The sequence below is a fragment of the Thermorhabdus hydrogeniformans genome (assembly GCF_049310025.1).
GTDB lineage: Bacteria > Bacillota > Thermosediminibacteria > Thermosediminibacterales > Tepidanaerobacteraceae > JBJYKD01.
In genome coordinates, this window is sequence record NZ_JBJYKD010000013.1 from 39374 (window position 1) to 65626 (window position 26253).

Sequence of the window (26253 nt, forward strand, 5' to 3'; positions counted from 1 at the left end):
GCAGGATGAACCGGCCACATGGCCGGCTGTATCCTATTCATAGCGGAGAGCTTCGATGGGGTTAAGGTTCCCGGCTTTACCGGCGGGATAAAGCCCGAAAAAGACCCCCACAAGGAGAGAAAATCCGAAGGCCACGCCTATTACGGGAATTGTAACTTTTACGCTGATGTTCATGAGAGCGGCGGCTGCGTAGCTCAACAGAAAGCCGAGAACGACCCCCAATACCCCGCCGCTGCCGCTGATAAAAAGGGATTCGATAAGGAATTGGTACAGTATATCCCTTTTCCTGGCACCAAGCGCTTTCCTTATGCCGATTTCCCGGGTGCGTTCCGTTACGGACACCAGCATGATGTTCATTATGCCTATTCCACCAACAAGAAGAGATATGGCGGCGATACCCCCCAGCATCATGGTAAGCGTACTGGTGGTCTGATTCAATGTATCCAGCATTTGGGTCTGATCAAATATCCTGAAATACTCAACATCGTCATCGGGATTATCCCTGAATATCTTTGCAAGCTTTGATGTGATTTCATCCATCGCCGGTGAAACCGAAGCGGCATCGGCGGCCTGAATATAAATGGTTCTGATTCCACGGGAACGCATCAGTCTTTCGGCCACTGTCACGGGTATAAGCACCTGATTGTCGTTTGAGCCCATCATGGTATTTCCTCTGGACTCCAGGACCCCGATTACCTTAAAGCTCTGCCCGCCTATTTTTATTTCCTGCCCAACCGGATCTACAAAACCGAACAAATCCTCCACCACTTGAGGGCCCAGGATGGCCACCCGCTGTCGAAGACTTATGTCTTCCGCCGAAAAAAATCGGCCCTTTGATACGTTATAATTTCTTACTGTAGAAAACTCGCTGTTGGTCCCCTGAACCTGTACGGTAGAATTTTTACTGCCGTACTTTACGGTTAAATTGTCGGATAAAACCGGAGCCACCCCGCTCACATATGGGCTTTTAGCAAATTCCATGGCCTGCTCGTAGCTTAATGAAGTGACCGCGCCTCTGCCGGTTATATTTACGGTCAGGAGATTGGAACCCAGGCTTTGAATCTGGCTGGTTACCCGGGATGTCGCCCCCTGGCCGATGGATACAAGGGCTATGACCGAAGCCACTCCTATTATTATGCCCAGCATGGTCAAGAAAGAACGCACCTTATTGTCCAGGATACCTCGAAACGCAATTTTAATGGCCTGAATCACACCCATTTAATTTTCCACCTTTTCATCTTTAATAATCTTGCCGTCCTGAATATACACGTTTCTTCCGGCCTGCCGGGCGATGTTGATATCATGGGTTATGAGGATTACGGTCTTTCCGTTTTTGTTTAACTCCTTTAAAATATTCATAATTTCCCGGCCGGATCTTGTGTCGAGGTTTCCGGTGGGTTCGTCCGCCAGTATAACCGGAGGGTCCGTGGCCAGCGCTCTGGCAATAGCCACTCTTTGCTGCTGGCCGCCGGAAAGCTCGGTGGGTTTGTGATTTACCCTGTGGCCGAGCCCCACCGCATTTAATGATTCCAGGGCCCTCTGCCTCCTGGCGGCCGTAGAAAATCCTGCATAAATCATCGGTAATTCCACGTTTTCCAGAGCGGTCAGCTTTGGCAGCAGATTAAAATTCTGAAATACAAAGCCTATGTGGCGGTTTCTTATACGCGCCAGTTGATCGTCGTCGAGTTTGGACACATCTTTGCCTTCGAAGAAGTATTCTCCGCTGGTGGGGATGTCAAGACATCCGAGTATGTTCATGAGCGTGGACTTTCCGGATCCCGAAGGCCCCACGATGGCCACAAACTCACCTTTTTCTATTTCCAGCGAAACACCGTCCAGCGCCCGGACCTCCGTATCGCCCATTTTGTAAATCTTATATATATTGTAAATGCCTATAAGCATTGGCTACCTCCTGCCTTTTTATCTCATAAACATAGGCGGGCCGCCGACGGGCTGTCTTCTGTTAGTGGTGAATCCGCTATTGCCGGAATTAGACGGTATCAACACCACATCACCTTCTTTCAGGCCGCTTTCAATGACCACATAATCCTCATTTCTGAGGCCTGTTTTGACTTCTACCAGGCCGCCCTGTGAAGGCGCCATTGCGGCCCTGTTTCTCTTATTGCCTGCATTTTTATCTGCAGCCGGCATTACAAAGCTTTTTCCGTTCCTCTCCTGAATCGCCGCCACCGGCAGGATGAGAACATCTCTGGCGCTGGCTACAGGTATTTCCACATCCACGGTCATGCCAGCCTTTAATTCCGGTGTCTTATCAAGGCTTACGGTGACATCAAAGGTCGAGACGTTGTTCTGGCTTACCCCCTGTTCGGCGATTTTTTCCACCACACCCTCAAAAACCTTGCCCGGCGCCGCTTCAGCCGTCACTTTTACCGGCATGCCCTCTTTTACTTTGTTGATATCCAGTTCGTCGATGGGGACTACCACCTGCATTTTTGAGTAATTTACTATGACGGCCGCTTTTTCATCCTCTGATGAACTATTTGAGGAGGGCTTTATCAAATCTCCTTCTCTGATATTTTGTTCAATTACGGTTCCGTCAATGGGGGAATATATTTTGAGGTCGTCTAACTGCTTCATTTTGGATGCCAGGTCCAGTTTGGCCTGCTCGAGAGAGCGCTGCATTTTTTCTATGTTTAAATCGACGTCCGATGTGTCGAGAGAAAACAGTTTCTGGCCTTTTTTTACATAATCCCCCTCTTCCACCAGCACTTTTGAAACGGCGGCCGATATCCGGGGTTTTACTTCGAAGGTTTCCCGGGGTTCCAGAACGACTTCTTCCACAGCCTGCATACTGCCGTTTTGCGTGTCAACGGTCACCTGCACTTTTTGTTCCTGGCCCTCCACATAATAATTTCCTTCAATGGTTATGGTGGCATAATAATACACGCCGCCGCCGGCAGAAGGGGTGCCGGCTCTGTCTACACCGGTTACTCTCCCTTCTACGGAATATAGAGAATCCAGGAAGAGCACATCGGCTTTCTGACCGACTTTGATACTTTTAATCTGGGCGGGATTAAAAGGCGCTCTGACTCTGGCCTTTTCGCGGTTTTCTAAAGTGGCTAAAACCGTGCCGGAACTTACCAAATCTCCGGGTTTTACATCAACGGCCGTTATCACGCCGTTTTCGGGGGCGTAGATTTCTGTTTTATTTCTGTCCTTTAAAGCCTCTTCCAGATTCAGTTGCTGCTGGGATACACTTATCCGGGCTTTTTGCAGCTCGATTTCCAGTTCGTCATCCTGAAGCTCATACAGCAGATCGCCTTTTTTAACCACATCACCCTCCTTAATATACACTTTCTTAACCCTGCCGTCCACTTTCAGGTTAATGGTAGCGTCTTCCACAGGTTCCAGCGTGCCGGAACTTTTCAGCACCACATCCAGGTTACCGCGGGTCACCCTGGCCGTCCTGAAAGACGGCGCCTGGGTTTTCCCCGAAGCATTCTTTTTCCACCACAAAAAACCTGCTGCCGTTGACGAGACGATTAAAAACGCTATAATGGCAGTTTTAATTATTTTTTTTGTTTTTTTTGACAATGGTTTACCTACGTTCATTCAGCTTACCACCATCTTCCATAACTTTTTTATTAGTTTATCACATAGTTGTTATAAAATTGTTAAAGAAATCTAAAAGTTTGCTCAAGGTTTATAAAAAACGGCATATACTTATTGACAGCGAAAAATAATAATAGTATAATAAAACTACCGTAAGTGGAGGTGACATTGATGGGAGACATAATAATAGACGACAGGGCCAGAAAATACATTCTCGACAAGAATAACGACGCGATAACCGTTAAGCTGGAGCGCTACGGCGGGGGGTGAGCCGGCTGCACATATTTGCCTGCCGTGTATGTAGGCGCACCAGCCGATACCAGCGAATATACTGTAAAAGATGTGGACGGCATAAGGGTTTATGTGAGCCCCTTCGTGAGACTGGAAGACGGACTCAAAATATTCATGTCGGGGTTCGGGCCGTTTAAAGGCCTGGCGGTGGCACCGCTCAACTATTAGGCTATTTGCGGTGTTCCTTATAAAGCTGTATAAACTTTATTATAAAATTGAATTCGTCGGGGGTGCAGTCGGCCAGCAGTTCCAGCGCCGAGCGCACCCTGGGATCCAGAAAAAGCTCTTTCAGGGCCGGGTTCATGGGACGCAGCAGGGCGGATATTTCGTCGTCGTCGGCCACGAAGTAGCAGGGGGAAAGGGAAAGGGCGGAGGCTATCTTTTCCAGTGTCTTGATAGAGGGTTCCACCCTGCCGCTCTCTATCTGGCCGATGAGGCCGGGGGAGACTCCGGCTTTTTTAGCCAGTTCCGACTGGGTGAGGCCGCGCTCGCATCTGACCTTTTTCAGCTTGTAGCCCACGTGGCTGGCGGCCATCAGGTCGTCGGGGCATACGCCCAGGGCGGCGGCGATGCTCTTTAAAGTTGAAAGGGACGGCATGGCCCTGCCGGTCTCGATGTGGCACAGATAGGCGCCGGATATGCCCGCCTTTTCCGCCAGCTGCGCAAGGGTCATCTTCTTTTCCCGGCGCAGAAGCGATATCTTATCCCCCAGGGCCACGGGTCTGGGCGCGGGCGCATCGGGGCGCTCAAAAAATCCCTCTCTGGAAATATTGAGAGCCGTGGCCAGCTTATCGATGGTCTCAAGGGAAGGCTGCTTTTTGCCCCGTTCGATTTCGCTCAGGTAGGATACCGAAAGGCCGGCCCGGCGGGCCAGCTCCTGAAGGGAGAGGTTTCTTTTACGCCGGAAATCCCGGATTAATTTGCCGTCTATCATAAGCATGACTTCCTTTCCATATACTTTCCAGGCGATGCTTTCGAAGCGCTGTCTGGGCATTTTCTCAAAACATAACGGATATCACTTAAAGGATTGCCCTAATGGTACTTCACAAAATTATATATACTATAGTTACATTATAGTATAACCATAAACCGGCGTCAATGAGCACACACGGGCCTGCCGGGACACACCGCAGGCTCGATGCGCCATACATTTTTTAGGCATTTTAAGGGAAAATAAAAAAGTAATCAGAATGCGGTTTTACTGACTGTTACAACTTCTGCACCATCCCCTATATTGAAACCTTGCTCCGAATTCTCCGGCGGCAAGGGGCTGAACTTTCAGCCCGAATTAAAAACTTGAAAATCTGTAAGGAGGAATTACCATGAAACCGATAACATTAACCGATGAAAATTTCGACAGGGAGGTTATCCAGGCCGAAGGCAAAGTTCTGGTCGACATGTGGGCGCCCTGGTGCGGGCCGTGCCGCATGATGGGGCCCGTGATCGACGAAATCGCGGAGGAATACGAGGGGACTTTGAAAGTGGGCAAGCTGAACGTCGACGAAAACCCGGACACCGCCGCCCGCTATGGGGTTATGAGCATCCCCACCCTGCTCGTGTTTGAAAACGGCCAGCTTGTCAACAAGATGATAGGCTTCAGGCCAAAGCGCGAGCTTTTATCCGAAATCGGTGTGTGAAAAAAAGTTGTAATAAAAACCTTGCGAAATTTTTCCTGATGTTCTCATTACCGTCAAATGGCATAAGACCCGCTCCTGATTCGGGGCGGGTTTTTAAATTTTTTAAAATACCTCATTCCCCATAGTGACATTTTATCACGATAGTCTACAAGGTGACATTATCATAAAATAACCACAAATGACTCATGAATTATTTGACATAAATTAAGGCAAAATATATAATACTAAATGCAAATGCAAATGCAAATATTTTGCAGCTGGAGGACCTTATCTTTATGAAAAAAGACAGGAACACCTTTAAAATCATCGTGTATTTGCTGGCTGCTGTCCTTGTTATTTCAACCGCGGGTTGCGCCGTAAAAAATAGCCTCCCGTCACCCGTGGGGGACCGGGCGGTTTCCCCGGAAATCTACACCACTTTTTATCCCCTGTACGATTTTACTGAAAAAATTGCGGGCGATAAGGTCCGGGTTGAAAACGTGGTGCCGGCAGGGGTGGAGCCCCATGACTTTGAGCCGTCGCCCAGGGATGTGGCCAAAATACAGTCGGCAAAGGCCTTTATATTTTTGAGCCGGACCATGGAGCCCTGGGCGAAGAAATTGCAGGGAGAACTAGAAGGCAAAGGGGTGAAGGTCATTGAAGCGGGCAAAAACCTGATAAAGGGCGATGACCCGCACATCTGGCTGGACCCCGTGCTGGCAAAGGAGGTTTCCCGCAGGATTTTCACTGCACTGGTGGAAATCGATGAAAAAAATAAGGCCTACTATGAAAAAAATTTTGAACGGCTTGCAGCAAGATTTGACGACCTTGACCGGAAATACAGAGAGACCCTCTCCGGAGCCAAAAAAAAGGACGTTGTGACTTCTCATGCGGTACTTGGATATCTTGCCGAGCGCTATGGTTTAAATCAAATACCTATAACGGGCCTTTCGCCCCAGGAAGAGCCGTCTCCCAGGAAGATGGTGGAACTGGCAGAGCTATGCAGGCAAAGAGGTGTAAAGTACGTTTTTTTCGAGACCCTGACGGGCCCCAAACTGTCGGAAACTCTTGCTCGGGAGGTGGGCGCCGGGACACTGGTCTTAAACCCCCTGGAGGGCCTGACTCCCGAAGAAGTCAAGGCCGGGGAGGATTACTTTTCGATCATGGAAAAGAACCTGGTGAACTTAAAGAAAGCACTTTCGGAATGATGAAAAATCCGAAACTTTTTTAGGCTGGTGATGTTATGTTCTGTGGGATTTTTCCCGGATGCGGAGATTCTGATTTCAAGACCGGCGCGGGGAAAGCTCCATTCGCCCCTGCCGGAAGGGAGGTGGTCGGGCTTTCGGGCGTCACTTTTTCCTATGACGGCGGCACCGTCCTGGAAAATGTAAGTCTTTCGGTGAAGGCTGGGGATTTTGTGGCGGTCATCGGGCCCAACGGCGCCGCCAAGTCGACTCTGATGAGGATCATGATTGGGCTGTTGAGGCCGAAGGCGGGCCGGGTGCGCCTGTTCGGCTCGGATGTGAGGAATTTTAAGGAATGGCATAGGATAGGTTATGTATCACAGCAGGCGGGTCAGATAAATACGGAGTTTCCTGCCACCGTCGAAGAGGTGGTTTCATTGGGGTACTACAGCGGCTTTGGAAAAGTTTTTGACAACGCTGCGAGGAAGGAGGCCGTTAAGAGAGCTCTGAAGCTCACAGGCATTGCTGAGCTTTCGGGGCGCCTGGTTGGGGAGCTTTCCGGGGGCCAGAGGCAAAAGGTTTTCCTGGCAAAGGCCCTGGTAAGGAGTCCCGAAGCTTTATTTCTCGACGAACCCACCACAGGCATCGACGCCGCTTCGCAGCGGGAATTTTATGAATTGCTGGTGCGCCTGAACAAAGACCTGGGCATTACGGTAGTTATTATAACCCACGACATCGGGGCGGCCTTCGACAAGGCCACCAGGATTTGCTGCGTAAAAAATAAAAAGGTCTTTATCCACGAAAATACGGATGAAGTTACAGAGGAACATATCGCGGAAGTTCTGGGCTACAGGCTACCGCATGGTTCCCGGGCGGCTGGCGGCTAGGGATATCCCCCGGTGCCGGGCTGCTGCGGGTAAAGGATTTTGAAAGATGTGGAGAGATTAAGATGGGAGTTTTCAGCTATGATTTTATGGTGAGGGCTTTTGCGGCCGGAACTATGACAGCCGTAATGGCTTCGGCCATCGGGGTGTTTATAGTTTTGAGGCGCATGTCCATGGTGGGAGACAGCCTGTCCCATGCTTCTCTGGCCGGTGTGGCATCCGGCATGCTGTTCGGCTTTTATCCCTTTTACGGCGCCCTGGTTTTTTCCGCCGTGGCGGCGGTCTTCATAGAGGTTATCCGGGAGGCTTTTAAAAAGTACGCCGAAGTCGCACTGGCGGTGACGATGTCCGGAGGAATGGGTCTTGCGGTGGTGCTCATCAGCCTCGGGAAATCCTTTAACGCGGATCTTTTTTCCTATTTATTCGGCAGTCTGGTGGCGGTGTCGCCGTCCGACGTCAGGATAATAACCGGCACCGGCCTTTTCATAATCATTTCGATAGCCCTGCTTTACCGGGAACTCTTCTCCATCACTTTTGACGAAGAGGCGGCAAGGCTTTCGGGAGTTCCGGTGCGGACGGTGAACATATATTTTACAGTAGTGACGGCCCTGGCGGTGGCCCTTTCCGTGAGGGTTGTGGGAACCCTGCTGGTCTCGGCCCTTATGGTAATACCCGCCGCCGTGAGCCTTCAGTTGGCCCGCAGTTTTAAAGCGGCCTTCGGCGTGGCCCTGGCGGTGGCGCTGTTTTCGGTAATTCTGGGGCTTTATGTATCCTTTGCCCTGGACCTGGCCCCCGGCGGCGCTATAGTGCTGATAGCGGTGGCCGTGTTAATGGCCGTCCTCATCCTAAAGGGGGTAAGAAGCCGGTGGATGTAGAAAAACTGCTCAAAGAAAACGAACTCAAGGTTACCCCCCAGAGGAAGGCCATTCTGCAGGTCCTTGAAAAGTCAAAGGCACTCCTCAACGCCCAGGAGCTCTTCCAGGAGGTCATAAAGCTCGTGCCCGGCACCAATTTTTCCACCATATACCGCAACCTGGACCTGCTGCTTTCGAGGGGAATCCTGTGCCGGATAGCCTCGGAAAGCGGCGGGGTGCTGTACGAACTCCGGCGCCGGGGAAATCACCACCACCACGTCATCTGCAAAGGGTGCGGGGCCGCAATTCCTGTGGACTTCTGTCCCATGAAAGCCATGGAAAAAGAATTGGACGCCCGGGGCTTTACCCCCACGGAACACCGCTTCGAGATTTACGGCTATTGCAATAAGTGTTACCGGAAGCGCTCAAATTAAAAAACTGGCGGGCCTTGCTGGCCCGCTTTTTTATCATGAGGTTTATCATTCGATTAAAATTATAACCGTAAAGTTGAAAAATTGACCAAAAAAATTGCAAAATTGACAGTTAAGGTTTAAAAATATGCAAATAAGGATACATTTTCCTAAACTGGCCATAATTGATGATATAATATAACTGAGATTTCACCATTTTCAAATAACAAAGAGAGGATGGTGATGTGGTTAAAGCTAGGCGTCCATGATACAGTATGAGAAGCTATCCCGGGCCTTTCCCCTATGTGAAGAAGAGGGTGAATCCATGATATTTTAACTGGGAGGAATCAAAAATGTTTATCCGCAAAAGACTCATATCGCTGCTGATCTGTAGTTTGCTTATTATAACTTCAGCGTCGGTTGTTTTTGCATCTGATATTGTATCAGGTATAAAAGTTAAGCTTGGTGATAATAAAACCCCGGAAAATGAACAAACCGAAGGAGTAAAATCGATTATTATTAAGGGGGAAGAAAATTTCAAAAAGTTAGCGGATAGAGGTATTATAAGATCTTACAATTATACCTCGCCGGAAAAAGATCAAGGAGTGCAAACAATTATTATTAAAGGTGAGGAAATTATCAAAGCACTGGAAGGCAGGCGCCTGCGGGGCTATAAAAAAGATTCGCCGGAAAATATCAGCGTTTTAAGTGATGATGAGGTTAGCCCGTATGGAACAAGCATACCAACTAAAACCTGGGATTTACAAAAGGGTGGTAGAAGCTTTACGTATAGTTTTAAATCATATTTATATTCAGATTATAACTATATACCTTATGATGATGGAATTGCTCCATCTATATGTATTACAATTGATAAACCCGAGACTTCACATAACCTGAAAATGCAGCTAATAGAGTCAGGAACAAATAAAGTTGTTGCAGAATTTGAAGAATATATTGACGATGGATATAGATGGATGATAGATAATTTGTCTAGAAGTAAAAAATATTATATTAAATTTATAAGCCCTGATAATAAACAAATAAGAGGTTCGGGAGGAGTAGCGTAATAAAAGCAAGCATAATAAAAGTTATTCAATTTAACTGAATTATAAAGGAGCCGAGGGCTCTTTTTTTATTGTAATCCATTTAAAAAAAGAAACCTTCTTGGCACTTTTTTCGTCTATATTAACGGGGAAAATGTAACTGAATTTTTGGTGCGTATACCGGAGAAGGTATGTCGCCAAACTTGGGAAGGAAGGGGATATGTAGACGGAAAATGAGCAATGTAGAAACAGTGTGTTTTGACCTTAAAAATAAAAACGAGATTGTTTTCCTTAATCCAAATGAAATTGTAATGATCTGTCTAAAAAGTAAATTAGCCGAAATATATACAAAAACCGGGGAAACTTATATTATTAAAAACACTTTAAAAGAGATTGAAAGTAAGTTGAAGGGTGACAATTTTTTTCGCAGCCATAAATCATTTTTGGTAAATTTAAATTATATTAAGAGAATTATTAACAATTATGGTGAATGGGAAATAGAGTTCTTTTGTATTGAAGAAAAAGCAATTATCAGCAGAAGAGGCAGGAAGGAACTGAAAAAAGTCGTGATAAACCTAAATCGTTGATTCGCATTTCAATAACATAGACTTTCTTGTTGTTGCTCATGTTTTCTGATCGCATTCTGCTAAAATTGACTGTCCAAAAATTTTACAACCTCTCAAAAATCGCGAGTAATTGCTTGACCATTGATAGGTGTAAGTCTCATAGTAATAGCGGCCGTTTTATCCGATATTTGTGATGTCAAAGAGAAAGGCTGCACAGACAATAATGGCGATTGGGTAGACTTTACTTATGGAAGAGCATACACAGGGCCTTAAAAACTACCTGTTGTAGAGGAACACCAGGACTTAATTCAAGAGATTGAAAATGTACATCCAGGATTCATAATTGTAAAAATTGAGTCCCCTTGTCCGGAAAAAGGAATAATTGTCATTGAATATGCGTCTAAGTTATTGTACCATTTTCGTTATAGCTTTTATAACCATATCAGTAGCCGCTTCTAAAATGCTAATTATTTTTCTCATAAATAACCTCTCCTTCTTGACAAAAGTAATCCGTTATATACTGCACTATAAAAAGATCCGCTAGTCTGAACCTTTAAACTTAAATTGTATCTAAAAGAATCTTATGCTTTCTCTTAAAATTTTTCCTCCCAGTACAAATTGTTCTCAGCTTGTTTTATCACTATTTTCTAAGAACCGATGCCTATCTCAATGGAATCACCCTCTTTCCCAATAAATTACCTTTCTACTATATATAAAGACATTGAGCTCAAAAATTATTCCATAAAAACCCACTTTTCTAAAAAAATTTTTAAAAAATGAAACCTTTTTTTGCATTTCTTCGTCTTAATATATAGGGAAATGCAAATGGGGAGTTTTCATGGAATCGTATATTGAAAAATGGATTAAATATAAAACTTACAGGTTTTTGAAGAAAAACCATGCTCAGAATAAAAAAGAGAAATTAATATTAAACTGTCCGGTGGTAATGGAAGGTAATGAAGTTGAGGTAATTGACCTGATAGCTACAGAAGATAGCGTTTTTGAAGATCAGGCCTGTGAACGATTAGTTTTGAAACAAGCTTTATCAATTCTTTCGTCTCTAGAGAGAAAAATTTATCTTATCAGCGTAAGAGGTTACAATCAAACCGAAATAGCCAAAAAGTTAAGAATCAGCTAGTCAAAAGTAAGTAAAACGATGAAGAAAGCCCTAAAAAAATGAGAGATTATTTAAACCGAATAGGATACAAAAGAAGGGAGTAATAAAAATTGCAAAAAGACTTAGTGCAACAAGGAGGGATTATGGAAGAAAAGATAATAAAAAAAATACATGCCTTTGATATTAAAATATTTCCGTTTGGCAACGCATAATATCAGGGAAGATCTTGAAAAGGAATTGATTCTTGAGATAATTGAATTTTATCGAAAGGGCAAATGCCAATAACAGGTTTTATAAGAAAATATTTGAAAGAGAGATGGATTATTATTCGTTCGACACTATTGGTATAAGGTTTTATCTGGAAAGATATACAGACGAAAAATGGTCAGAGTATGAAACATAGTCTGTCATTGAAGAATATAACACTTATGAAGTTTGGGGAGAGGTGAATTCCGTTTCTGTTTTTAAACAGGGACTGCTGTGATTTGGTCGTAGAAGGCTATACTGAGAATTATTCTGCCATGGAAGAAATCGGCGTAACTATTGAGTCCTATAGAAAAGAAAGCAAATTTCAATTACTGACCCGTAACCTTCTACTATGATATAAAGACATCGGACCTCAAAAATTATTCCATGAAAATACATTTTTCTCAAAAAATTTTTTTACCGCCTCAGGCTTTATAGCAGAAAAAGATATGATAACATTTTACGAAAAATTACAGTATATCGATTAAAATTGAGAGAAAAAATACAAGAATCTTTGTTTCAAACCCTCGGGCCTTATGCCCGGGGTTTTTGTTCTGAAAGATGGCGGAATTAGTCCCATGTTTTTTTAAAAGGACGGAACTTTTTCGGCCATTTTTCCGTCTAAATAATATATAGTGGTAATGAACTTCCAAGGCTATATTTAAACCTTTCTCTATTCCTTCACCATCTAAAAATAGTATATAGTGGTAATGAACCTGAATGGTTTCAAATCTGATATTTAAAATATAATTACAAGAATCGGGAGGAAAGATCATGAACAGTGAACTGGAAAAACGAATTCGGGAAGCGAGAGAAAAACGGGATACGGCTATAAGAATAAAGAAAAAATTGGAATCTGTTAAAAAAGATTTATCCCAATCAACGCAGAGAAAAATGGAATTAGCCGTGATTCTCGAGAAAGAAAGAAGAGATGTGGAAAATCTAAAACATTTGAGTCTTGCTAATGTTTTTGCCACCATCATGGGTAACAAAGATGAGAAACTTGACAAAGAACAGCAGGAGTATCTTGCGGCCAGGTTGGAATATGAAACATCTCAGAGAGTTGAACAAGAGCTTTTAAAGCAGTTAAAATCTCTGAGCTCTCAAATGGAATCACTGGAACACGCCGAGCAGGAGTATCAAATGCTCTTGAAAGAAAAAGAGGAAATATTGAAAAATAAGAAAAACCAGGCAGCGGGCGAACTGTTTCAGCTTTCCGAGGAAGAGGGGCGTCTTCAGGCCAGGGAAAAGGAACTCCTGGAAGCCAGAGAAGCTGCAGGTTATGTGCTATCATCTCTGGAAAGGGTTTTGGACAGCCTGGATAGTGCCGCTGGTTGGGGAATATGGGATATGCTCGGCGGAGGCCTGATTTCCACTGCCATAAAACATTCAAAAATCGATGACGCCAGAGACGCCATAGCCGATGTTCAATACAATTTGCGACGCCTGCAAAGAGAATTGAAAGATGTCCAGATGGATACGGATCTTGAAATAAATATAGATGGATGTTTGACCTTTGCCGATTACTTCTTTGATGGGATCATAGTGGACTGGATGGTGCAATCCAATATCAATGAAGCACTGAACAAAGCCCGTGAAGTGAACGAAAGGGTAAAACGATTGAAGGATCGCCTGGAAGAGGAGCTGAGTCAAAATGCCTCGGAAATGGCGCAATTGAGGCAGAAAAAAGAACAGCTGATAGAACAGACCATGATTTAAAAGAGGATTTTTGCATATTCTTTTCTTCAACGGCCGGTACATGGGGAGGCCTTGTAAATACACCGGGAGGAGCCACGGCCTTTTCCGCCTCTATGGCGACTTTTTGTAGTTTTGCCGCCGGCGGCTTACCGCATCTTCCGCAGATCAGGGCAATTCAACCAGAAACCTGCGGTGACTTATACCTGAAGCGACAAGACCCCCGATGATGGTTAAAAATATATGGCCCCATAACGGGTAGTACCGTAAAATGGGAGGTGTTTTTTCTTGAAAAAAGATTCCCCAGAAGAGAAAAATGAATTTGAAAAGGATATGGAAGATTTACAGGATTGGCTGGATAACCAGTATAACCCCGGACATTACATAGGCACAGGCCGCGTCCCGAGACCTGTAGGCAGGTTAACAAAATACCCCCTTTTACTCATTATTGTCGGCCTGCTATATATTGCTCCAGCCATAATGGTTCTCGTTTCTTCGAAATTTACCTTGTTTTCTTTAATATCTTTAATCATTCCTTTCCTCATATCCATCGGTCTTTTAATCGGAGGTGTTCAAAAATATTCACGAATGAGAAACCGCAAGAAGAAGAATGAAAAATGACTTCTAGACCGGGAGGGATAACTCTGAATTATCGAAGTCAGGGTGCCAGGACAGCCTGTGATATTACGGGCCCGCCACTGAGCATTAAAAGGCGGGTTTATGATAGCAGCTCCAGCGGGAGGTCATAGACGGGGTAACGGGCAATAAAAGGGGCGAAGAACTGATGATCGGGATTGTTTTATAGCTAATTTATTGCCTTCTGTCACATTTTCCTTTTTTGCTGTGTTAATATATATGAAGACCGGGCCCGGAGGAGGGGGTGTTCTTCTGGAGTTCAAGAAAGTATTCATGGAATACTATGACAGGATATTGAGACAGCTCGCATGCATGCTGCATGACCCGTACCTGGCGGAGGATCTGGCCCAGGAAGTCTTTATAAGGCTTTACGAACATCCCCTGAAAAATGAAGAGTATTTGGGAGCATGGCTTTACCGGGTGGCGAAAAACGTAGCTTTAAACCGCATAAGGAGTGACAGGAGCCGTATGTTGAGAGAAGCCAGGGTGTGGGAGATGGATGGGCTGCCTGTATACACGCCCTTTCAGCAAAATGAAGAAGTGATGCATGTGCGCGAGGTTTTAAACGCGATGGATGAAAGGGACAGGACCATCCTGATAATGAAGCATTCGGACTATTCCTATGATGAGATAGCAAAAGTTTTGAAGGTGAAAAAGACTTCGGTGGGGACCCTTGTGGCCAGGGCCCAGAGGAAATTTAAAGAACTGTACGGGGAGGTGTGAAGCGTGTGCTATGATGAGGGCATGATCCAGGCGTATATAGACCTGGAACTTTCTCCGGCGGAATCGAAAGAGGTTTGCAAGCACCTGAAAATATGCGAAAAATGCCGGAGAAAATACGATGAGATGAGTGCAGTCGATGCTTTTGTGGAAGAGAAGCTGGCCATGGAGGAAAAGGCTTTTAACCTTCTCTGCAAAGACGGGGCCTGGGATAGATTTAACCGGCGCCCCGCTAAAAACAATATTGAAAAAGGAGTGTTTTACATGATAAACAGGTACAAAAAGATAGCGGCCGGAGCGGCTGCAGCGGTGCTTATCTCTTCAATAATATGGGTGGCTCCCGTGAGAAATGCGGCGGCGGATTTCCTGAGCATTTTCAGAGTATCCAAATTTAAAGCTGTAACTTTCACCTCCGACGATTTGGCCAGAATAAAGGAGCAACTTGAAGAAAAAGGTATGAAAAATATTGACCTTAAACAATATGGGAGGGTGAAGGTTGAAGGAGGGGGTCTGAGTAAAGAGCTTAAGTTTGAGGAAGGTTCATCATCGGATGAGGTTTTAAAATCAGCTTTAAAATCAATAGAAGATGATATGGGTATAGACATTGTGCTGCCGGAAGTCCCCGAAGGCTTCAGACTGACAAATATACGGGTGTCGAATCCCGCACGTATAGAGATAACTCCCAATGTTAAAAATCTGAATCAGCTGATTTCCACATTCGGCGGGACGAAGTTCTTTCCCGAAGTCCTGGACGGCAAGACCTTTTCAATTTCCGTAAAAAACGACGTCGTTTTGTCCTATGAAGGCTCATTAAAACGCGGCGGTATAACGCAGTGGATAACCATACAGGAAACGGAATCACCTGATATTCTTGTGCCTGATAATGTGGACCTGGAAGCCGTGAGGGACGCAGTGGTTTCTCTTCCCTTTATGCCGGAAAATATAAGGCAACAGCTGGTCGATATAAAAGACTGGAAAAATACTTTGCCCGTGCCTGTCGGAGATGATACGGATGTCAGGAATATCGCTGTAAACGGCAGTCAGGGGATATTTATATCTACACGGCACAGTAATTCCGCTGTATGGTCCGATGGAAAATTCATGTACTGGATAAATACTTCACTGCCGGAAGAGCAGGTTCTTCAGATAGCGGAGTCTTTGAGGTGAAAAAATGGTAATAGAGACCTTTAACCTTACGAAGCAGTATAACGGCCGGGGCGGATGTACAGACATCCGCCTTGCGGTCGGTGAAGGCAAAGTCTTCGGCTTGCTGGGCCCCAACGGCGCCGGTAAAAGCACCCTGGTAAAGACCCTGGTGGGGCTTTTGCAGCCCACTTCCGGCACCGCAAAAATTCTGGGCAGACCTCTGGGAGACACGGGAGTGAAAAGCCGCATAGGTTATCTGCCGGAAAACTTCAAGTACCACGACTGGATGTCTGGGCTGGAGGTCTTGAAATTCCATGCGGAGCTTTACAGGATGAAAAATCCCCAAAAAAGGATTTCCGAGCTCATCGACCTGGTGAAGCTCACCGGCCATGAGAAAAAAAGGGTGTCTGGCTACAGCAAGGGCATGCAGCAGAGGCTGGGCCTGGCTGTGGCGCTTCTCCCCGACCCGGACCTTCTGTTTCTCGACGAGCCAACATCGGCGCTGGACCCGGTGGGAAGAATAGAGGTGCGCGGGATTATTAAATCTTTGAAAGAAAAGGGTAAAACCGTGTTTTTAAACAGCCACCTGCTGAGCGAAGTGGAAATGGTGTGCGATGAGGTCGCCGTAATAAACCGGGGGAGGATCATTGCCTGGGGCGAACTTGCGGATATGCTGGAAGCGGGGACCCGAATGGAGGCCAGGATCTCGAACCCTTCAGAAAATCTTTTGAACGCTCTAAAAGGAAAAACAGAACATCTGGAGCTCAAAGGCGATATGCTCATCTTTAAGGTAAAAAACCGGCGGGACGTGCCGGAAATCATCAAAATAATCGTGGAATCCGGGACTTTGCTGTATGAAATAAAGGCTGCAAACAATTCTCTTGAGAACTTTTTTGTAAAGCTGCTGGAGGAGGGCGGTAAACATGATGACGATAGCAAAATTCTCGTTTAAGGAAATGCTCAATAAAAAAGCCCTCGGCCTTGTAATTTTTCTTACCATAGTGTATCTCACTCTTTACGGCTTCGGCTTAAGAGAGGTTTACCGGCACGGTACTTCCAATGAGATATACAGGGCGGCACTTTCGTCACAGCTGATTTCCGTGGGGCTTTATTTTGCAAACTTCATTGTCGCGTTTCTGGTGGCTTTCTCGGCAGTGGGCGCCATTTCGGGGGATGTGGAAAGCGGCGCCATGCAGGCTTTGCTGGTAAAGCCCATACGGCGATGGGAAGTGGTGATTGGCAAGTTCCTGGGTATAGGAGCCATGATATCCCTTTACAGTGCATTGTTTTTTACGGCCATTATCGCCTTAAATAAAATTCTGGGGGCTAAGATTATTATTCAAATTCCGAATTTAATACAGGGCATGTTGCTGTTCATACTGGGCCCCATTATCCTGCTTTCGGTGGCCCTGTGGGGCAGCTCCAGGCTTTCCACCCTCAACACCGGCATCCTGGTGGTGATGCTTTACGGATTCGCCATGGTGGGCGGTATGATGGAGCAGGTGGGTTCCATGATGGCCATGGCGGGACAAAAAATCCAGGGTCTCATAAATGTGGGTATCATATCCAGCCTCATCATGCCCACCGATGTGATTTTCCGCAAGATGAACTCCACCCTTTTCACCGGCGCAGGTATAAACTTTCTTTCGGGCGGTTTTTTCGGGGCCGGTTCCGAACCCAGCATCTGGATGATGGTGTATATAGGCATGTATGCGATAGCGGCGTTATACACGGCGGTAAGTTACTTTAACCGCAGGGATATCTGATGAAGGACTTATTGAACGCAGTGGACCCTTTCGGCATTTTATAAAGCATTTTTAAGAAAAACCGTGACTCGTGGCGTGATGGTCGTTTAATTCCAGATAACCGGATACCGTTATAATATACCGCGGATTCAGGAAAGAATTAGATATGTTAAAATATACTGGACAAAAGAAAAAGAAATGGTTGAGAAGACCTTTATGCTTTTAGAAACAGTAACTTTTAACGAATTAATTGTTAAGGGTTAACCATTTGTTACGACGGGGAGTGATGAGCATGGGAAGAAGAGGATAATGCTCGGCCTGCTTTTATGTATGCTGATGATAGGGATAGCGTACGGTGTAATATTCCATGCTATCGTTATGCCTTTATTTAACGGGCAACTATTACACTGCATATTTATGGGAATTATTTTTAGTTTTGTTAATTATGCTGTTGCGCACAAGTATTATAAAAGATATTCTTCGTTAAAAGAAGAAAATATTATTTTGAGGGATAATATTAAAGTTGATAAACTGACAGGTTTATTAAATAGGAGAGCATTTGACAATGATATCAAAAGAATTGAAGAGGATGAATTGTATTCAGTAATTTTTGTAGACATAGATAATTTTAGAGAGTTTAATAATAGGTTCGGTCACCAGGTCGGTGATGTTGTTTTGCAAAATGTTTGCAAAGTTATAAAGTCCCATATAAGAAGTAAAGATAAAGTGTATAGATATGGAGGAGAGGAAATAGTAATTATATTGAAAGATTGTGGTAAAAGCCATGCTATAAGCGTTAGCGAGAAAATTCGACACAGTATAAGTATTTTAGATAATTCCCCTTATCCTAATGTGACCGTTTCAATGGGAGTAGCAAGCAGCATTGAGGATGGCTACACTATTAATGAGGTAATTAGAGCGGCGGATTTTGCTTTGCTGGCTGCAAAGAATAAAGGGAAGAATTGTGTAGTAGGATATACCAACCAAAGTATAATCCGAGTCAGGAATGAAAGTATATGAAAACTGATGAAAAAAACAAGAAAATGCAGTAAAACGCGGCAAATATGAAGGAGCTTAAATAACTTTGTGTAAATGTTCCACCCGGACAATATCACAGAAGAATAATAAAATTTTTTTGAAGGTATTGCGCATTCAAGGATATTGTGCTAAAATATAAAAAACAACGCAAGAGGATAATTTGATGATGGGGAAGAGTAGCCCCGATGGAAGGTCAAAGAGAGCCGCCGCTGGTGGGAGTGCGGTACCGGAAATCGCGGTGAATGGGCCCCGGAGAAGGTGTGACGAAAGCCAGGGCGAGTAGTCGCACACGGAAAGTCCCCCGTTAGCCGAGGACAGGGTATCGCGAAAGATTCGCCGTACCCGGGATAAGAGGGTTTGCATTTAGGTGGCAAAGGAGCATCTCATCCTAAAGGTGGGATGCTTTTTTGATATCGGGATGCATACCAATTTGGGTGGCACCGCGGAAAAGCATCCGTCCCGAAAGGGAACGGGTGCTTTTTAATTTATGGATAAAAGCTCATAGAAAGCCGAAGGGCTGTAAACTAAATGACATTTTCGATACAGGGTGCGCTTGAGGGCAAAAGATGCGGGGTGATGTATATGACTTGAAGGGATGAGACACGTGTAAAATTATTTTGGTCCTTGGGCGAACGAAATTTTAACCGTGAGGAAGTGAACATAATGACTGATGAAAGGAAAATAATGCTGAGCGAAAAGGAGATCCCCACCCACTGGTACAATATCCAGGCGGATATGCCAAACCTGCCCAAGCCGCCGCTGAACCCGGCTACGGGAAACCCGGTGGCGCCGGACGATTTAAAAGCCATTTTCCCAATGGAGCTCATAAAGCAGGAAATGTCGCAGGAGCGGTGGATAGAAATTCCCGAAGAGGTCAGGGAGTTATACAGATTGTGGAGGCCGTCGCCGCTGATTCGAGCTTACAGGCTGGAAAAAGCTCTGGATACCCCGGCCAGGATATTTTATAAATACGAAGGCGTAAGCCCGGCAGGCAGCCACAAGCTCAACACCGCAATACCGCAGGCCTATTATAACAAAAAAGAGGGCATAAAGAGACTTGCCACCGAGACCGGCGCAGGGCAGTGGGGCAGCGCCCTGGCCATGGCATGCAGCTTTTTTGGGATGGAGTGCACCGTCTACATGGTAAAGGTGAGCTACCACCAGAAACCATACCGGCGTTCAATGATGCAGCTCTTCGGAGCGCAGGTTATCGCCAGCCCGAGCGACAAGACTGAGGCGGGCCGGGCCGTCCTCGCGAAAGATCCGGATTCGCCGGGCAGTCTGGGCATTGCCATAAGCGAGGCGGTGGAAGATGCGGCGTTCCACGGCGATACCAATTACGCCCTGGGCAGTGTGCTCAACCACGTGCTGCTCCATCAAACGGTCATAGGCCTTGAAGCCAGAAAGCAGATGGAAAAGGCCGGGTTTTACCCGGATGTGGTGATAGCCTGTTCGGGAGGCGGCAGCAACTTCGGCGGCATAGCCATGCCCTTCGTCCACGACAAAATAAAAGAGGGCAAAAAGACCCGCATAATGGCTGTGGAACCGGCGGCATGCCCCAGCCTCACCAGGGGGAAATTCACTTATGATTTCGGCGATGTTGCCCATCTGACACCAATGATGATGATGTACACCCTGGGAAGCGACTTCGTGCCCCCCGGGATTCACGCCGGAGGGCTGAGATACCACGGCGCATCGCCGCTGCAGAGCCAGCTTCTCCACGACGGCCTTATCGAGGCAAGGGCCTATGAACAGAAAAGCGTATTTGAGACGGCTGTTCTGTTTGCCCGAAGTGAGGGGGTAGTGCCGGCGCCGGAATCGGCCCACGCGGTAAAAGCGGCTGTGGATGAGGCCCTGACCGCCCGGGAAGCCGGAGAAAGCAGGACCATACTGTTTAACCTCAGCGGGCACGGCCACTTTGACATGGCCGCTTATGACAGCTACCTTTCCGGCAACCTGCAGGACTCCAGCCTGCCGGAAGAAACAATAAAAAAGATACTGGAGAAATTAACATGATTTGTTTGTTTACATTGCCGATAAACTTTATTGAATGGAGGAGAGACCATGAAACTAAAGGACATGATTCTCACGGCTCTCTTAATGGCTATAGGCCTGGTGCTGCACCAGGTGGTACCGCCCATAGTCGGCGGCATGAAACCCAACTTCCTTCTGGCAATGCTGTTTGTAGCCCTGTTTATTAATAATAGCCCCAAAAACGCCTTTTTGGCGGGGGTCTTGGGAGGAACCTTTGCCGCACTGACCACAACTTTCCCCGGCGGCCAGATTGCCAACTTCTTTGAAGAGATAATAACGGCCTTTGTTGTTTCCCTGCTGATAAAACTCATGTCCAAACTGAGCCCCCATATTTCTGTTCCAGTAGTTGGGTTTTTAGGCACTGTGGAAAGCGGTACGGTCTTTTTGACCATAGCACTTCTGGTAGTAGGCAGTCTGCCGGTGGCATTTCCGGTGCTTTTTATGACCGTTGTGATTCCCACTGCGATCATTAATACATTCGTGACATATGTATGTTACAATATTGTCTTCGCGGCAAGAAAAGTTATGAAAAATGCGTAACAGAAACTTGTTTATTAAGTCCGCTCATAACTTTTCCTCTGCTTTTTCCGTAAGCATGCCGCGGATTTCCCCCCCGATTTCAGGATTTCATCCTCCGGTGCCTCGCTTTTTACCCGGAGGAATTTTTCTTTTTCTCTCCCGGCTTACGGCAAGGGTCCGTGGGGGAGATTGCTGTTTACGGCTTCCCTGAAGTCATAATAAATGGAGCAGGTGAAAACCTCATATTTTCCCGCCGTTTTCTCAATACTGCCGGTATATCATGATATGAAGATTGCATGCAATAAAATATATACAGAACGTGTTAAATCATGTAAAATAATTTTAAGTTTACTAAACGGTGGTGAAAGCGCCATGGACGCTTTTGATGGAAAGCTGCTTGAGGCAAAGATAAAAGACCTTTTTGAGATTGCCCTGAAAAACAGGGAAAAGCGGGCTTCCAATTTTCTGGACCCCCTGGAGCGGCAGGTGGCGGAGAAAGCCGCGCGGAGTTTCGCGGGGGCGGGATTTTACTTTGACGGGGGATACGAGGAGGCCGAGCGAAAGATAATGGTAGCCTTCCCGGAATACCTGAAGGATGAGCCCTTCGTGGCACCCCTGGGAGCATTGAGGATTACACCGAAAAACCCGGACGGGCGCCCGGGCCACAGGGATTACCTGGGAGCCATCCTGGGGCTCGGCATATCCAGGGAAAAGGTGGGGGACATACTGGTGACAAAAAGCGGCGCCGACGTCATAGTGAAGGAAGAGATACTGGGGTATATAGGCCTCAACCTCTTTAAGGTGGGAAATGTCCCGGTAGCCGTGGAGGAAATTTCGCTAAAAGAACTCCTCCAGCCCGAAAGGAATTTTAAGGAAATGAAGAGCACGGTGGCTTCGCTGCGCCTGGACGCCGTGGCCAGCCTGGCCTTCGGCATTTCCCGCTCCAAGATGGCGCCGTATATAAAGGGCGAGAACATCAAGCTCAACTTTAACGTGGTAAAAGACCCTTCCACACCTGTCAAGGAAGGTGACATCATCTCCGCCGCCCGCCTGGGCAGGGCGAAGGTGGTGGAGGTGGGGGGCCAGAGCAAAAAAGGCCGGATATATGTGAGGGTGCATAAGTACACGGGTTAGCCGTTGTAAAGTGTAAGCCACACACTTCTCGTGTCTTGAATTCATTTTGTGGAACCGCTCTGCAAGCTTTTAGAAGCATAATTTGGAAGCCGAACTCGCAAGGACGCTGGAGTAGAAAATATCCCTTACCTTCAACTAATATCTATTCTGGCCTGGTTATAGTATGAAAATTTTGAGAAAGCGGTGAAACGGTGTTTTACCTGCTGGCAAAGCTTTTCTTCCACACCTTCTTCCGATTCACCGGCGGGGTGAAGGTAGAAGGTCTCTATAATGTGCCAAAAGTAGATTCTCTAATAATCGTCTCTAATCACCAGAGCCTGCTGGACCCGCTGTTGCTCATGGCGTATATTCCCCGAAGGATAACCTTCCTTGCTGCAGCCTATCTTTTCAGGATCCCCGTATTGAATATCCTCTTGCCAGTGGCTGGTGCTATTCCGATTAAGTGTGAAAAGGGGGATTTCGCCTCCTTTAAAAGAGTCCTGCGAATTCTAGAAGGCGGAGGGGTTGTTGCCATTTTTCCCGAGGGAGGCGTAAGTTCCGATGGAAGACTGCGCCCCTTCAAGCCCGGGTGGGCGTACCTTGCCCTTAAGTCCGGTGCACCGGTGTTACCCGTGGCAGTTATCGGGACGCGGGATGTGCTGCCGGTGGGAACTTTCGTGCCCCGGCGGGGCAGGATTGAACTAAGGGTGGGGGAAAGTGTTACTATGCAAAAAAAGGGGAGAGTGAGACAGGAGGATTTTAATGAGCTAAATATACTTATAGAGGACAGGATAAAATCACTGCTTTTTTGGACCGGGCAGTGATTTTTATGTAAATTTTTGTCGAAATATTTTTTATTAATCTGGAAGGATTTTAGAGAGTTTTATAGAATTCTAACATCAGAGGCAAACGTTTTTTTGTCCCGCTAAGGAGGAAAATTATGAGAATCCACATCTATTTCGAGCCCATCCCCCTTGAAACCAGCATATCTTACCCCTATTACCTGCAGACAGCCCTGTACTCCCTGCTTGACGATGAGATGGCTACCTGGATGCATGATAAGGGGCTGGTGCTGGAAAAGCGAAGATTAAAACCAATATGTTTCAGCCGGTTGATGGGAGAATATAAATTAAATAGCAGGAGCGGCGTGATTTACTTTCCCAAAGGTGCATCCCTTGTGGTAACCTCACCTATTCCGGAAGTTTGTCATAGCCTTTCAACGGGGCTTTTGAAAAGAGGCGAGATTATCCTGGGGAAATCTTCTTTTCCGGTCTCAAAAGTGGAGATAACGGATCCGAAGGTTGTCGACAGCAGTATTTTCGTCAGGACTCTGTCTCCTGTAACTATATATTCTACAATGCTGAGGCTTGATGGGTCTAAATACACTTGTTTTTTTTCTCCGCGGGAGTCTGAATTTACATCCCTCTGCCGGGATAACCTGGTGCGAAAAGCTCGTGCTTTGGGATGGGAAGAAGAGCCGGCGACTGAATTATGTTTAGAATTTAAAGGAGAGCCGAAAATCAATATAGTAAAATACAAAAACACCGTAATTAAAGGATATAGCGGCTACGCCCTGATCTCTGGCCCCGCCAGATACCTTAAACTTGCCCTGGACTGGGGTCTGGGGGCCAAAAACAGCGCGGGGTTTGGCTGCCTGGAGATTGCAGGAGGTGGGAAGCGGTAAGATAGAATTTGATGCGAATCAATATTTACTAAAAAAGGGTGAAAATAGGAAATGATAGTAGATAGCCTTGTTCGACTCGGCAAAGTGCTGATGAGCTCTTCTCCCTCACCCCGAGAGATTATAAAGGAGCTTTCAGCCCTGGGTGATCCGCTGGCAGGAAGTTTTCTTCAGAGGATTTATATTGTAGAGGTCTACCGCAGTCCGCAGCCGAGGATAGTCTGCAGCCCGCCTGTATGCTGGGGAGATTTTGAGACCGCACCGGGAAAAAGATCAAAAAAGAGTAATTTTAAGCCCGATTTTGAAAGGGCCATCGGCACGCCTTTCTTTCTTCCCCAGGGAGGCAATCCAAGAAAACCGCAGGGCTATTACCCGATCCCGGTATACATAGTGTATGATGGGGACTTCAGAGAATTTGCTGGCAATGTTGATAGGGTGGTCAGCTTCCTAAAAGGCCGGCTTGTCCGAACGGAAAAACCCTGTTTGTCCGAGAATGAGTTAATGATATGTGCCAAAAGCATATCAAACAGGGTATCTGAGACTAATATTTCTGATAAAGAAAAGTCCCAGGCGCTGATAGCAATATGCATAATTGACGAAGACTCTCCATACCTGTTAAAACCTTCCGGGGCCAGGATAGATGGAAGGGTAGAATTCAAGGTCACCGACAGTTTCGCCTATCCTGGAATGGCGGTTTACGCTGACCTTACCAAAATCCTGGAGAGGCTCTGGAAGGCAAAGCTTGCTGAAGGTGCGGAAAAAGGACAGGTTGACAATGGAATATGTGTGGCGTGCGGAAGAATTGACAGACTCGTCTCCCTTTATAACAAATCGTGGCCGCTTTTTCTTCCTACATGGAGCTGTCCGCTTCCTCAATTGAGCTCAAAAAAAGGGTTGAATCTGGCGGATAAAGCCGGCGGACTTTGCGAGAACTGCTATAAAGCTCTGACTTACGGGGCCAGTGCTTTTAGGAGCATGGAAAAAGATGTTCCCGGATGGCTTACGAAAGAGCTATTCGCTCCCGTGGATAGCCCTGGCGGGAGAGATAATAAAAAAGCGGGGACGATGTCAGTTAATATAACAGGATGCGCCTATCCTGCCCCGGTAGACATGAGCCTTTCCAGAGAAGATATGGAACTTTTAGGGGAAGAAATTTCGCTAATGGTCTCGAGAGAGCATACCACCGAAAGAAGGGTAAGGAATATCCAGTCGGTGGTCGGCTTCGAGAGTCAAATATCAGAGGAAGGGCTTCAGGATGCTCTCAGGCTTTACATCGTATATTATTCTGGCGACAGGAGTAAAGGTGATGTGCACCTGAGAGCTACGATGGAAGATGTGCTCCCCTCTATCTTAATAAAACTGGATGATATCGCAAAAAACACTGCCATGTCGGCTGCCGAATTATTGAGAGAACTTCCCGGAAGTAAAAGCGAAGAAAATTACGCTCGAATTAGAAGCCGTTACGGTTCCATTCCATGGCTTCTGGCCAATGCTTACGGTCCTGGTTATCTCTGGCAATCCTTGGAGAAGGTTATGACCAGAAAGAAGCTGGACCAAAAAGGTTACGTCGCCGGCTGCGGACATAGAATATTTACCCTCAGCAGGACCTGGCCGAATTCCCAGTGGAAGATATTCGACGAGATCATTTTCTTCCACGGCTTTGCCAGCTTTCTTTCGGCATATCATTTAACTTTAGGCATAGAAGGGGGTATGTGTCAATTGAGCGATTGGAAGGAACTCAGGAGATTGGTGGTGGAAACACCTGCGGAAAGTATGGCCTTGGATACTGTAGAAAAGGTCGGGTTTGCAGCAGGGTATGTAATACAGGAGTTCAGCAGGAGATATTATGCAGTAAAAGAAAAAGATTTTATAAAACACCGGGTTATGGCTTTCGGCAGCAGCCTTACTCCGGATGTGATCTGGAGCAGGGGGCTAGCTAGGTTAGAGGAATATGCCAAAAACCTGGACATTTATATGGAACCGGAACTAAGCAAAAAGAATGCTGTTACCATGATGGCCTACAATCGGCTTCGCGACCGAATTAAAGCCGAAAAAGATCTATTTATAGCCTCGTTTTGGAGCGGATACGCGCTTTCGGCAAAAACATCTGAAAGAGACGAAAAAAAGGAGTGATGTCTG

The 26253-nt window shown here is 46.2% G+C and carries 26 protein-coding genes and 1 other annotated feature; of the genes, 22 read left to right on the forward strand and 4 right to left on the reverse strand.

What is annotated here, in order from left to right; translation table 11 throughout:
- Positions 1-33: 33 nt before the first annotated feature.
- The 3 genes from ACKX14_RS08280 to ACKX14_RS08290 are packed head-to-tail and all read right to left on the reverse strand — an operon-like array spanning position 34 to position 3573.
- Positions 34-1218: an ABC transporter permease gene (locus ACKX14_RS08280; RefSeq protein WP_422446533.1), complete on the reverse strand. Its 1185-nt coding sequence runs from the start codon at positions 1216-1218 to the stop codon at positions 34-36.
- Positions 1219-1902 (reverse strand): ABC transporter ATP-binding protein, encoded by a 684-nt coding sequence (locus ACKX14_RS08285; RefSeq protein WP_422446535.1) that lies wholly within the window; start codon positions 1900-1902, stop codon positions 1219-1221.
- An 18-nt stretch (positions 1903-1920) separates the two neighbouring features.
- Positions 1921-3573 (reverse strand): HlyD family efflux transporter periplasmic adaptor subunit, encoded by a 1653-nt coding sequence (locus ACKX14_RS08290; RefSeq protein ID WP_422446537.1) that lies wholly within the window; start codon positions 3571-3573, stop codon positions 1921-1923.
- A gap of 171 nt (positions 3574-3744) precedes the next feature.
- Here ACKX14_RS08290 and ACKX14_RS08295 point away from each other — a divergent pair, with 171 nt between their 5' ends.
- The gene (locus ACKX14_RS08295; protein WP_422446539.1) at positions 3745-4032 is read left to right on the forward strand and encodes a CC/Se motif family (seleno)protein; all 288 of its coding nucleotides are present in this window, start codon (positions 3745-3747) and stop codon (positions 4030-4032) included.
- A gap of 1 nt (position 4033) precedes the next feature.
- Here the strand turns inward: ACKX14_RS08295 and ACKX14_RS08300 are convergent, their stop codons facing one another.
- Positions 4034-4858, reverse strand: coding sequence for a helix-turn-helix domain-containing protein (locus ACKX14_RS08300; protein ID WP_422446541.1), 825 nt, complete (start codon positions 4856-4858; stop codon positions 4034-4036).
- Positions 4859-5186: 328 nt separating this feature from the next.
- Between ACKX14_RS08300 and trxA the strand changes: the two genes are divergently transcribed.
- From trxA to ACKX14_RS08405, 21 genes are all read left to right on the forward strand, one after another.
- Positions 5187-5501, forward strand: coding sequence for a thioredoxin (gene trxA, locus ACKX14_RS08305; RefSeq protein WP_422446543.1), 315 nt, complete (start codon positions 5187-5189; stop codon positions 5499-5501).
- A gap of 275 nt (positions 5502-5776) precedes the next feature.
- The gene (locus tag ACKX14_RS08310; protein WP_422446544.1) at positions 5777-6688 is read left to right on the forward strand and encodes a metal ABC transporter substrate-binding protein; all 912 of its coding nucleotides are present in this window, start codon (positions 5777-5779) and stop codon (positions 6686-6688) included.
- A 35-nt stretch (positions 6689-6723) separates the two neighbouring features.
- Positions 6724-7551: a metal ABC transporter ATP-binding protein gene (locus tag ACKX14_RS08315; RefSeq protein WP_422446546.1), complete on the forward strand. Its 828-nt coding sequence runs from the start codon at positions 6724-6726 to the stop codon at positions 7549-7551.
- A 62-nt stretch (positions 7552-7613) separates the two neighbouring features.
- Complete coding sequence (locus ACKX14_RS08320; RefSeq protein ID WP_422446548.1) at positions 7614-8423, forward strand: metal ABC transporter permease; 810 nt, start codon at positions 7614-7616, stop codon at positions 8421-8423.
- Positions 8414-8836 (forward strand): Fur family transcriptional regulator, encoded by a 423-nt coding sequence (locus ACKX14_RS08325; protein ID WP_422446550.1) that lies wholly within the window; start codon positions 8414-8416, stop codon positions 8834-8836. Before ACKX14_RS08320 ends, ACKX14_RS08325 begins: the two co-directional genes overlap by 10 nt.
- Positions 8837-9165: 329 nt before the next feature.
- Positions 9166-9882: a hypothetical protein gene (locus ACKX14_RS08330; protein ID WP_422446552.1), complete on the forward strand. Its 717-nt coding sequence runs from the start codon at positions 9166-9168 to the stop codon at positions 9880-9882.
- Between the two features lie 209 nt (positions 9883-10091).
- Complete coding sequence (locus ACKX14_RS08335; RefSeq protein WP_422446554.1) at positions 10092-10445, forward strand: LytTR family DNA-binding domain-containing protein; 354 nt, start codon at positions 10092-10094, stop codon at positions 10443-10445.
- An 817-nt stretch (positions 10446-11262) separates the two neighbouring features.
- The gene (locus ACKX14_RS08340) at positions 11263-11562 is read left to right on the forward strand and encodes a sigma-70 RNA polymerase sigma factor region 4 domain-containing protein (protein WP_422446556.1); all 300 of its coding nucleotides are present in this window, start codon (positions 11263-11265) and stop codon (positions 11560-11562) included.
- Between the two features lie 999 nt (positions 11563-12561).
- Positions 12562-13506 carry an AAA family ATPase gene (locus ACKX14_RS08345; RefSeq protein WP_422446558.1) on the forward strand — a complete coding sequence of 315 codons (945 nt, stop codon included), beginning with the start codon at positions 12562-12564 and terminating at the stop codon, positions 13504-13506.
- A gap of 264 nt (positions 13507-13770) precedes the next feature.
- Complete coding sequence (locus ACKX14_RS08350) at positions 13771-14103, forward strand: hypothetical protein (protein WP_422446560.1); 333 nt, start codon at positions 13771-13773, stop codon at positions 14101-14103.
- 234 nt (positions 14104-14337) lie between these two features.
- Positions 14338-14841, forward strand: a complete 504-nt coding sequence (locus ACKX14_RS08355; RefSeq protein ID WP_422446562.1) for a sigma-70 family RNA polymerase sigma factor — start codon at positions 14338-14340, stop codon at positions 14839-14841.
- 3 nt (positions 14842-14844) lie between these two features.
- Positions 14845-16005 (forward strand): DUF2275 domain-containing protein, encoded by a 1161-nt coding sequence (locus ACKX14_RS08360; RefSeq protein WP_422446564.1) that lies wholly within the window; start codon positions 14845-14847, stop codon positions 16003-16005.
- Positions 16006-16009: 4 nt separating this feature from the next.
- The gene (locus ACKX14_RS08365; protein ID WP_422446566.1) at positions 16010-16936 is read left to right on the forward strand and encodes an ABC transporter ATP-binding protein; all 927 of its coding nucleotides are present in this window, start codon (positions 16010-16012) and stop codon (positions 16934-16936) included.
- Positions 16908-17750 (forward strand): ABC transporter permease, encoded by an 843-nt coding sequence (locus ACKX14_RS08370; RefSeq protein WP_422446568.1) that lies wholly within the window; start codon positions 16908-16910, stop codon positions 17748-17750. Before ACKX14_RS08365 ends, ACKX14_RS08370 begins: the two co-directional genes overlap by 29 nt.
- Positions 17751-18038: 288 nt before the next feature.
- Positions 18039-18749, forward strand: coding sequence for a GGDEF domain-containing protein (locus ACKX14_RS08375; RefSeq protein ID WP_422446570.1), 711 nt, complete (start codon positions 18039-18041; stop codon positions 18747-18749).
- A 172-nt stretch (positions 18750-18921) separates the two neighbouring features.
- Positions 18922-19232: a binding site (T-box leader), on the forward strand.
- Between the two features lie 198 nt (positions 19233-19430).
- Positions 19431-20783 (forward strand): TrpB-like pyridoxal phosphate-dependent enzyme, encoded by a 1353-nt coding sequence (locus ACKX14_RS08380; protein WP_422446572.1) that lies wholly within the window; start codon positions 19431-19433, stop codon positions 20781-20783.
- A gap of 48 nt (positions 20784-20831) precedes the next feature.
- On the forward strand, positions 20832-21341 hold the full coding sequence (locus tag ACKX14_RS08385; RefSeq protein ID WP_422446574.1) for a tryptophan transporter: 510 nt from the start codon (positions 20832-20834) through the stop codon (positions 21339-21341).
- Positions 21342-21692: 351 nt separating this feature from the next.
- On the forward strand, positions 21693-22454 hold the full coding sequence (locus ACKX14_RS08390) for a YlmH family RNA-binding protein (RefSeq protein ID WP_422446576.1): 762 nt from the start codon (positions 21693-21695) through the stop codon (positions 22452-22454).
- A 191-nt stretch (positions 22455-22645) separates the two neighbouring features.
- Positions 22646-23257 (forward strand): lysophospholipid acyltransferase family protein, encoded by a 612-nt coding sequence (locus ACKX14_RS08395; protein ID WP_422446578.1) that lies wholly within the window; start codon positions 22646-22648, stop codon positions 23255-23257.
- A gap of 116 nt (positions 23258-23373) precedes the next feature.
- Positions 23374-24117 carry a CRISPR-associated endoribonuclease Cas6 gene (gene cas6 / locus ACKX14_RS08400; protein WP_422446580.1) on the forward strand — a complete coding sequence of 248 codons (744 nt, stop codon included), beginning with the start codon at positions 23374-23376 and terminating at the stop codon, positions 24115-24117.
- A gap of 51 nt (positions 24118-24168) precedes the next feature.
- Positions 24169-26247, forward strand: coding sequence for a hypothetical protein (locus tag ACKX14_RS08405; protein ID WP_422446582.1), 2079 nt, complete (start codon positions 24169-24171; stop codon positions 26245-26247).
- The last annotated feature ends 6 nt before the right edge of the window (positions 26248-26253 follow it).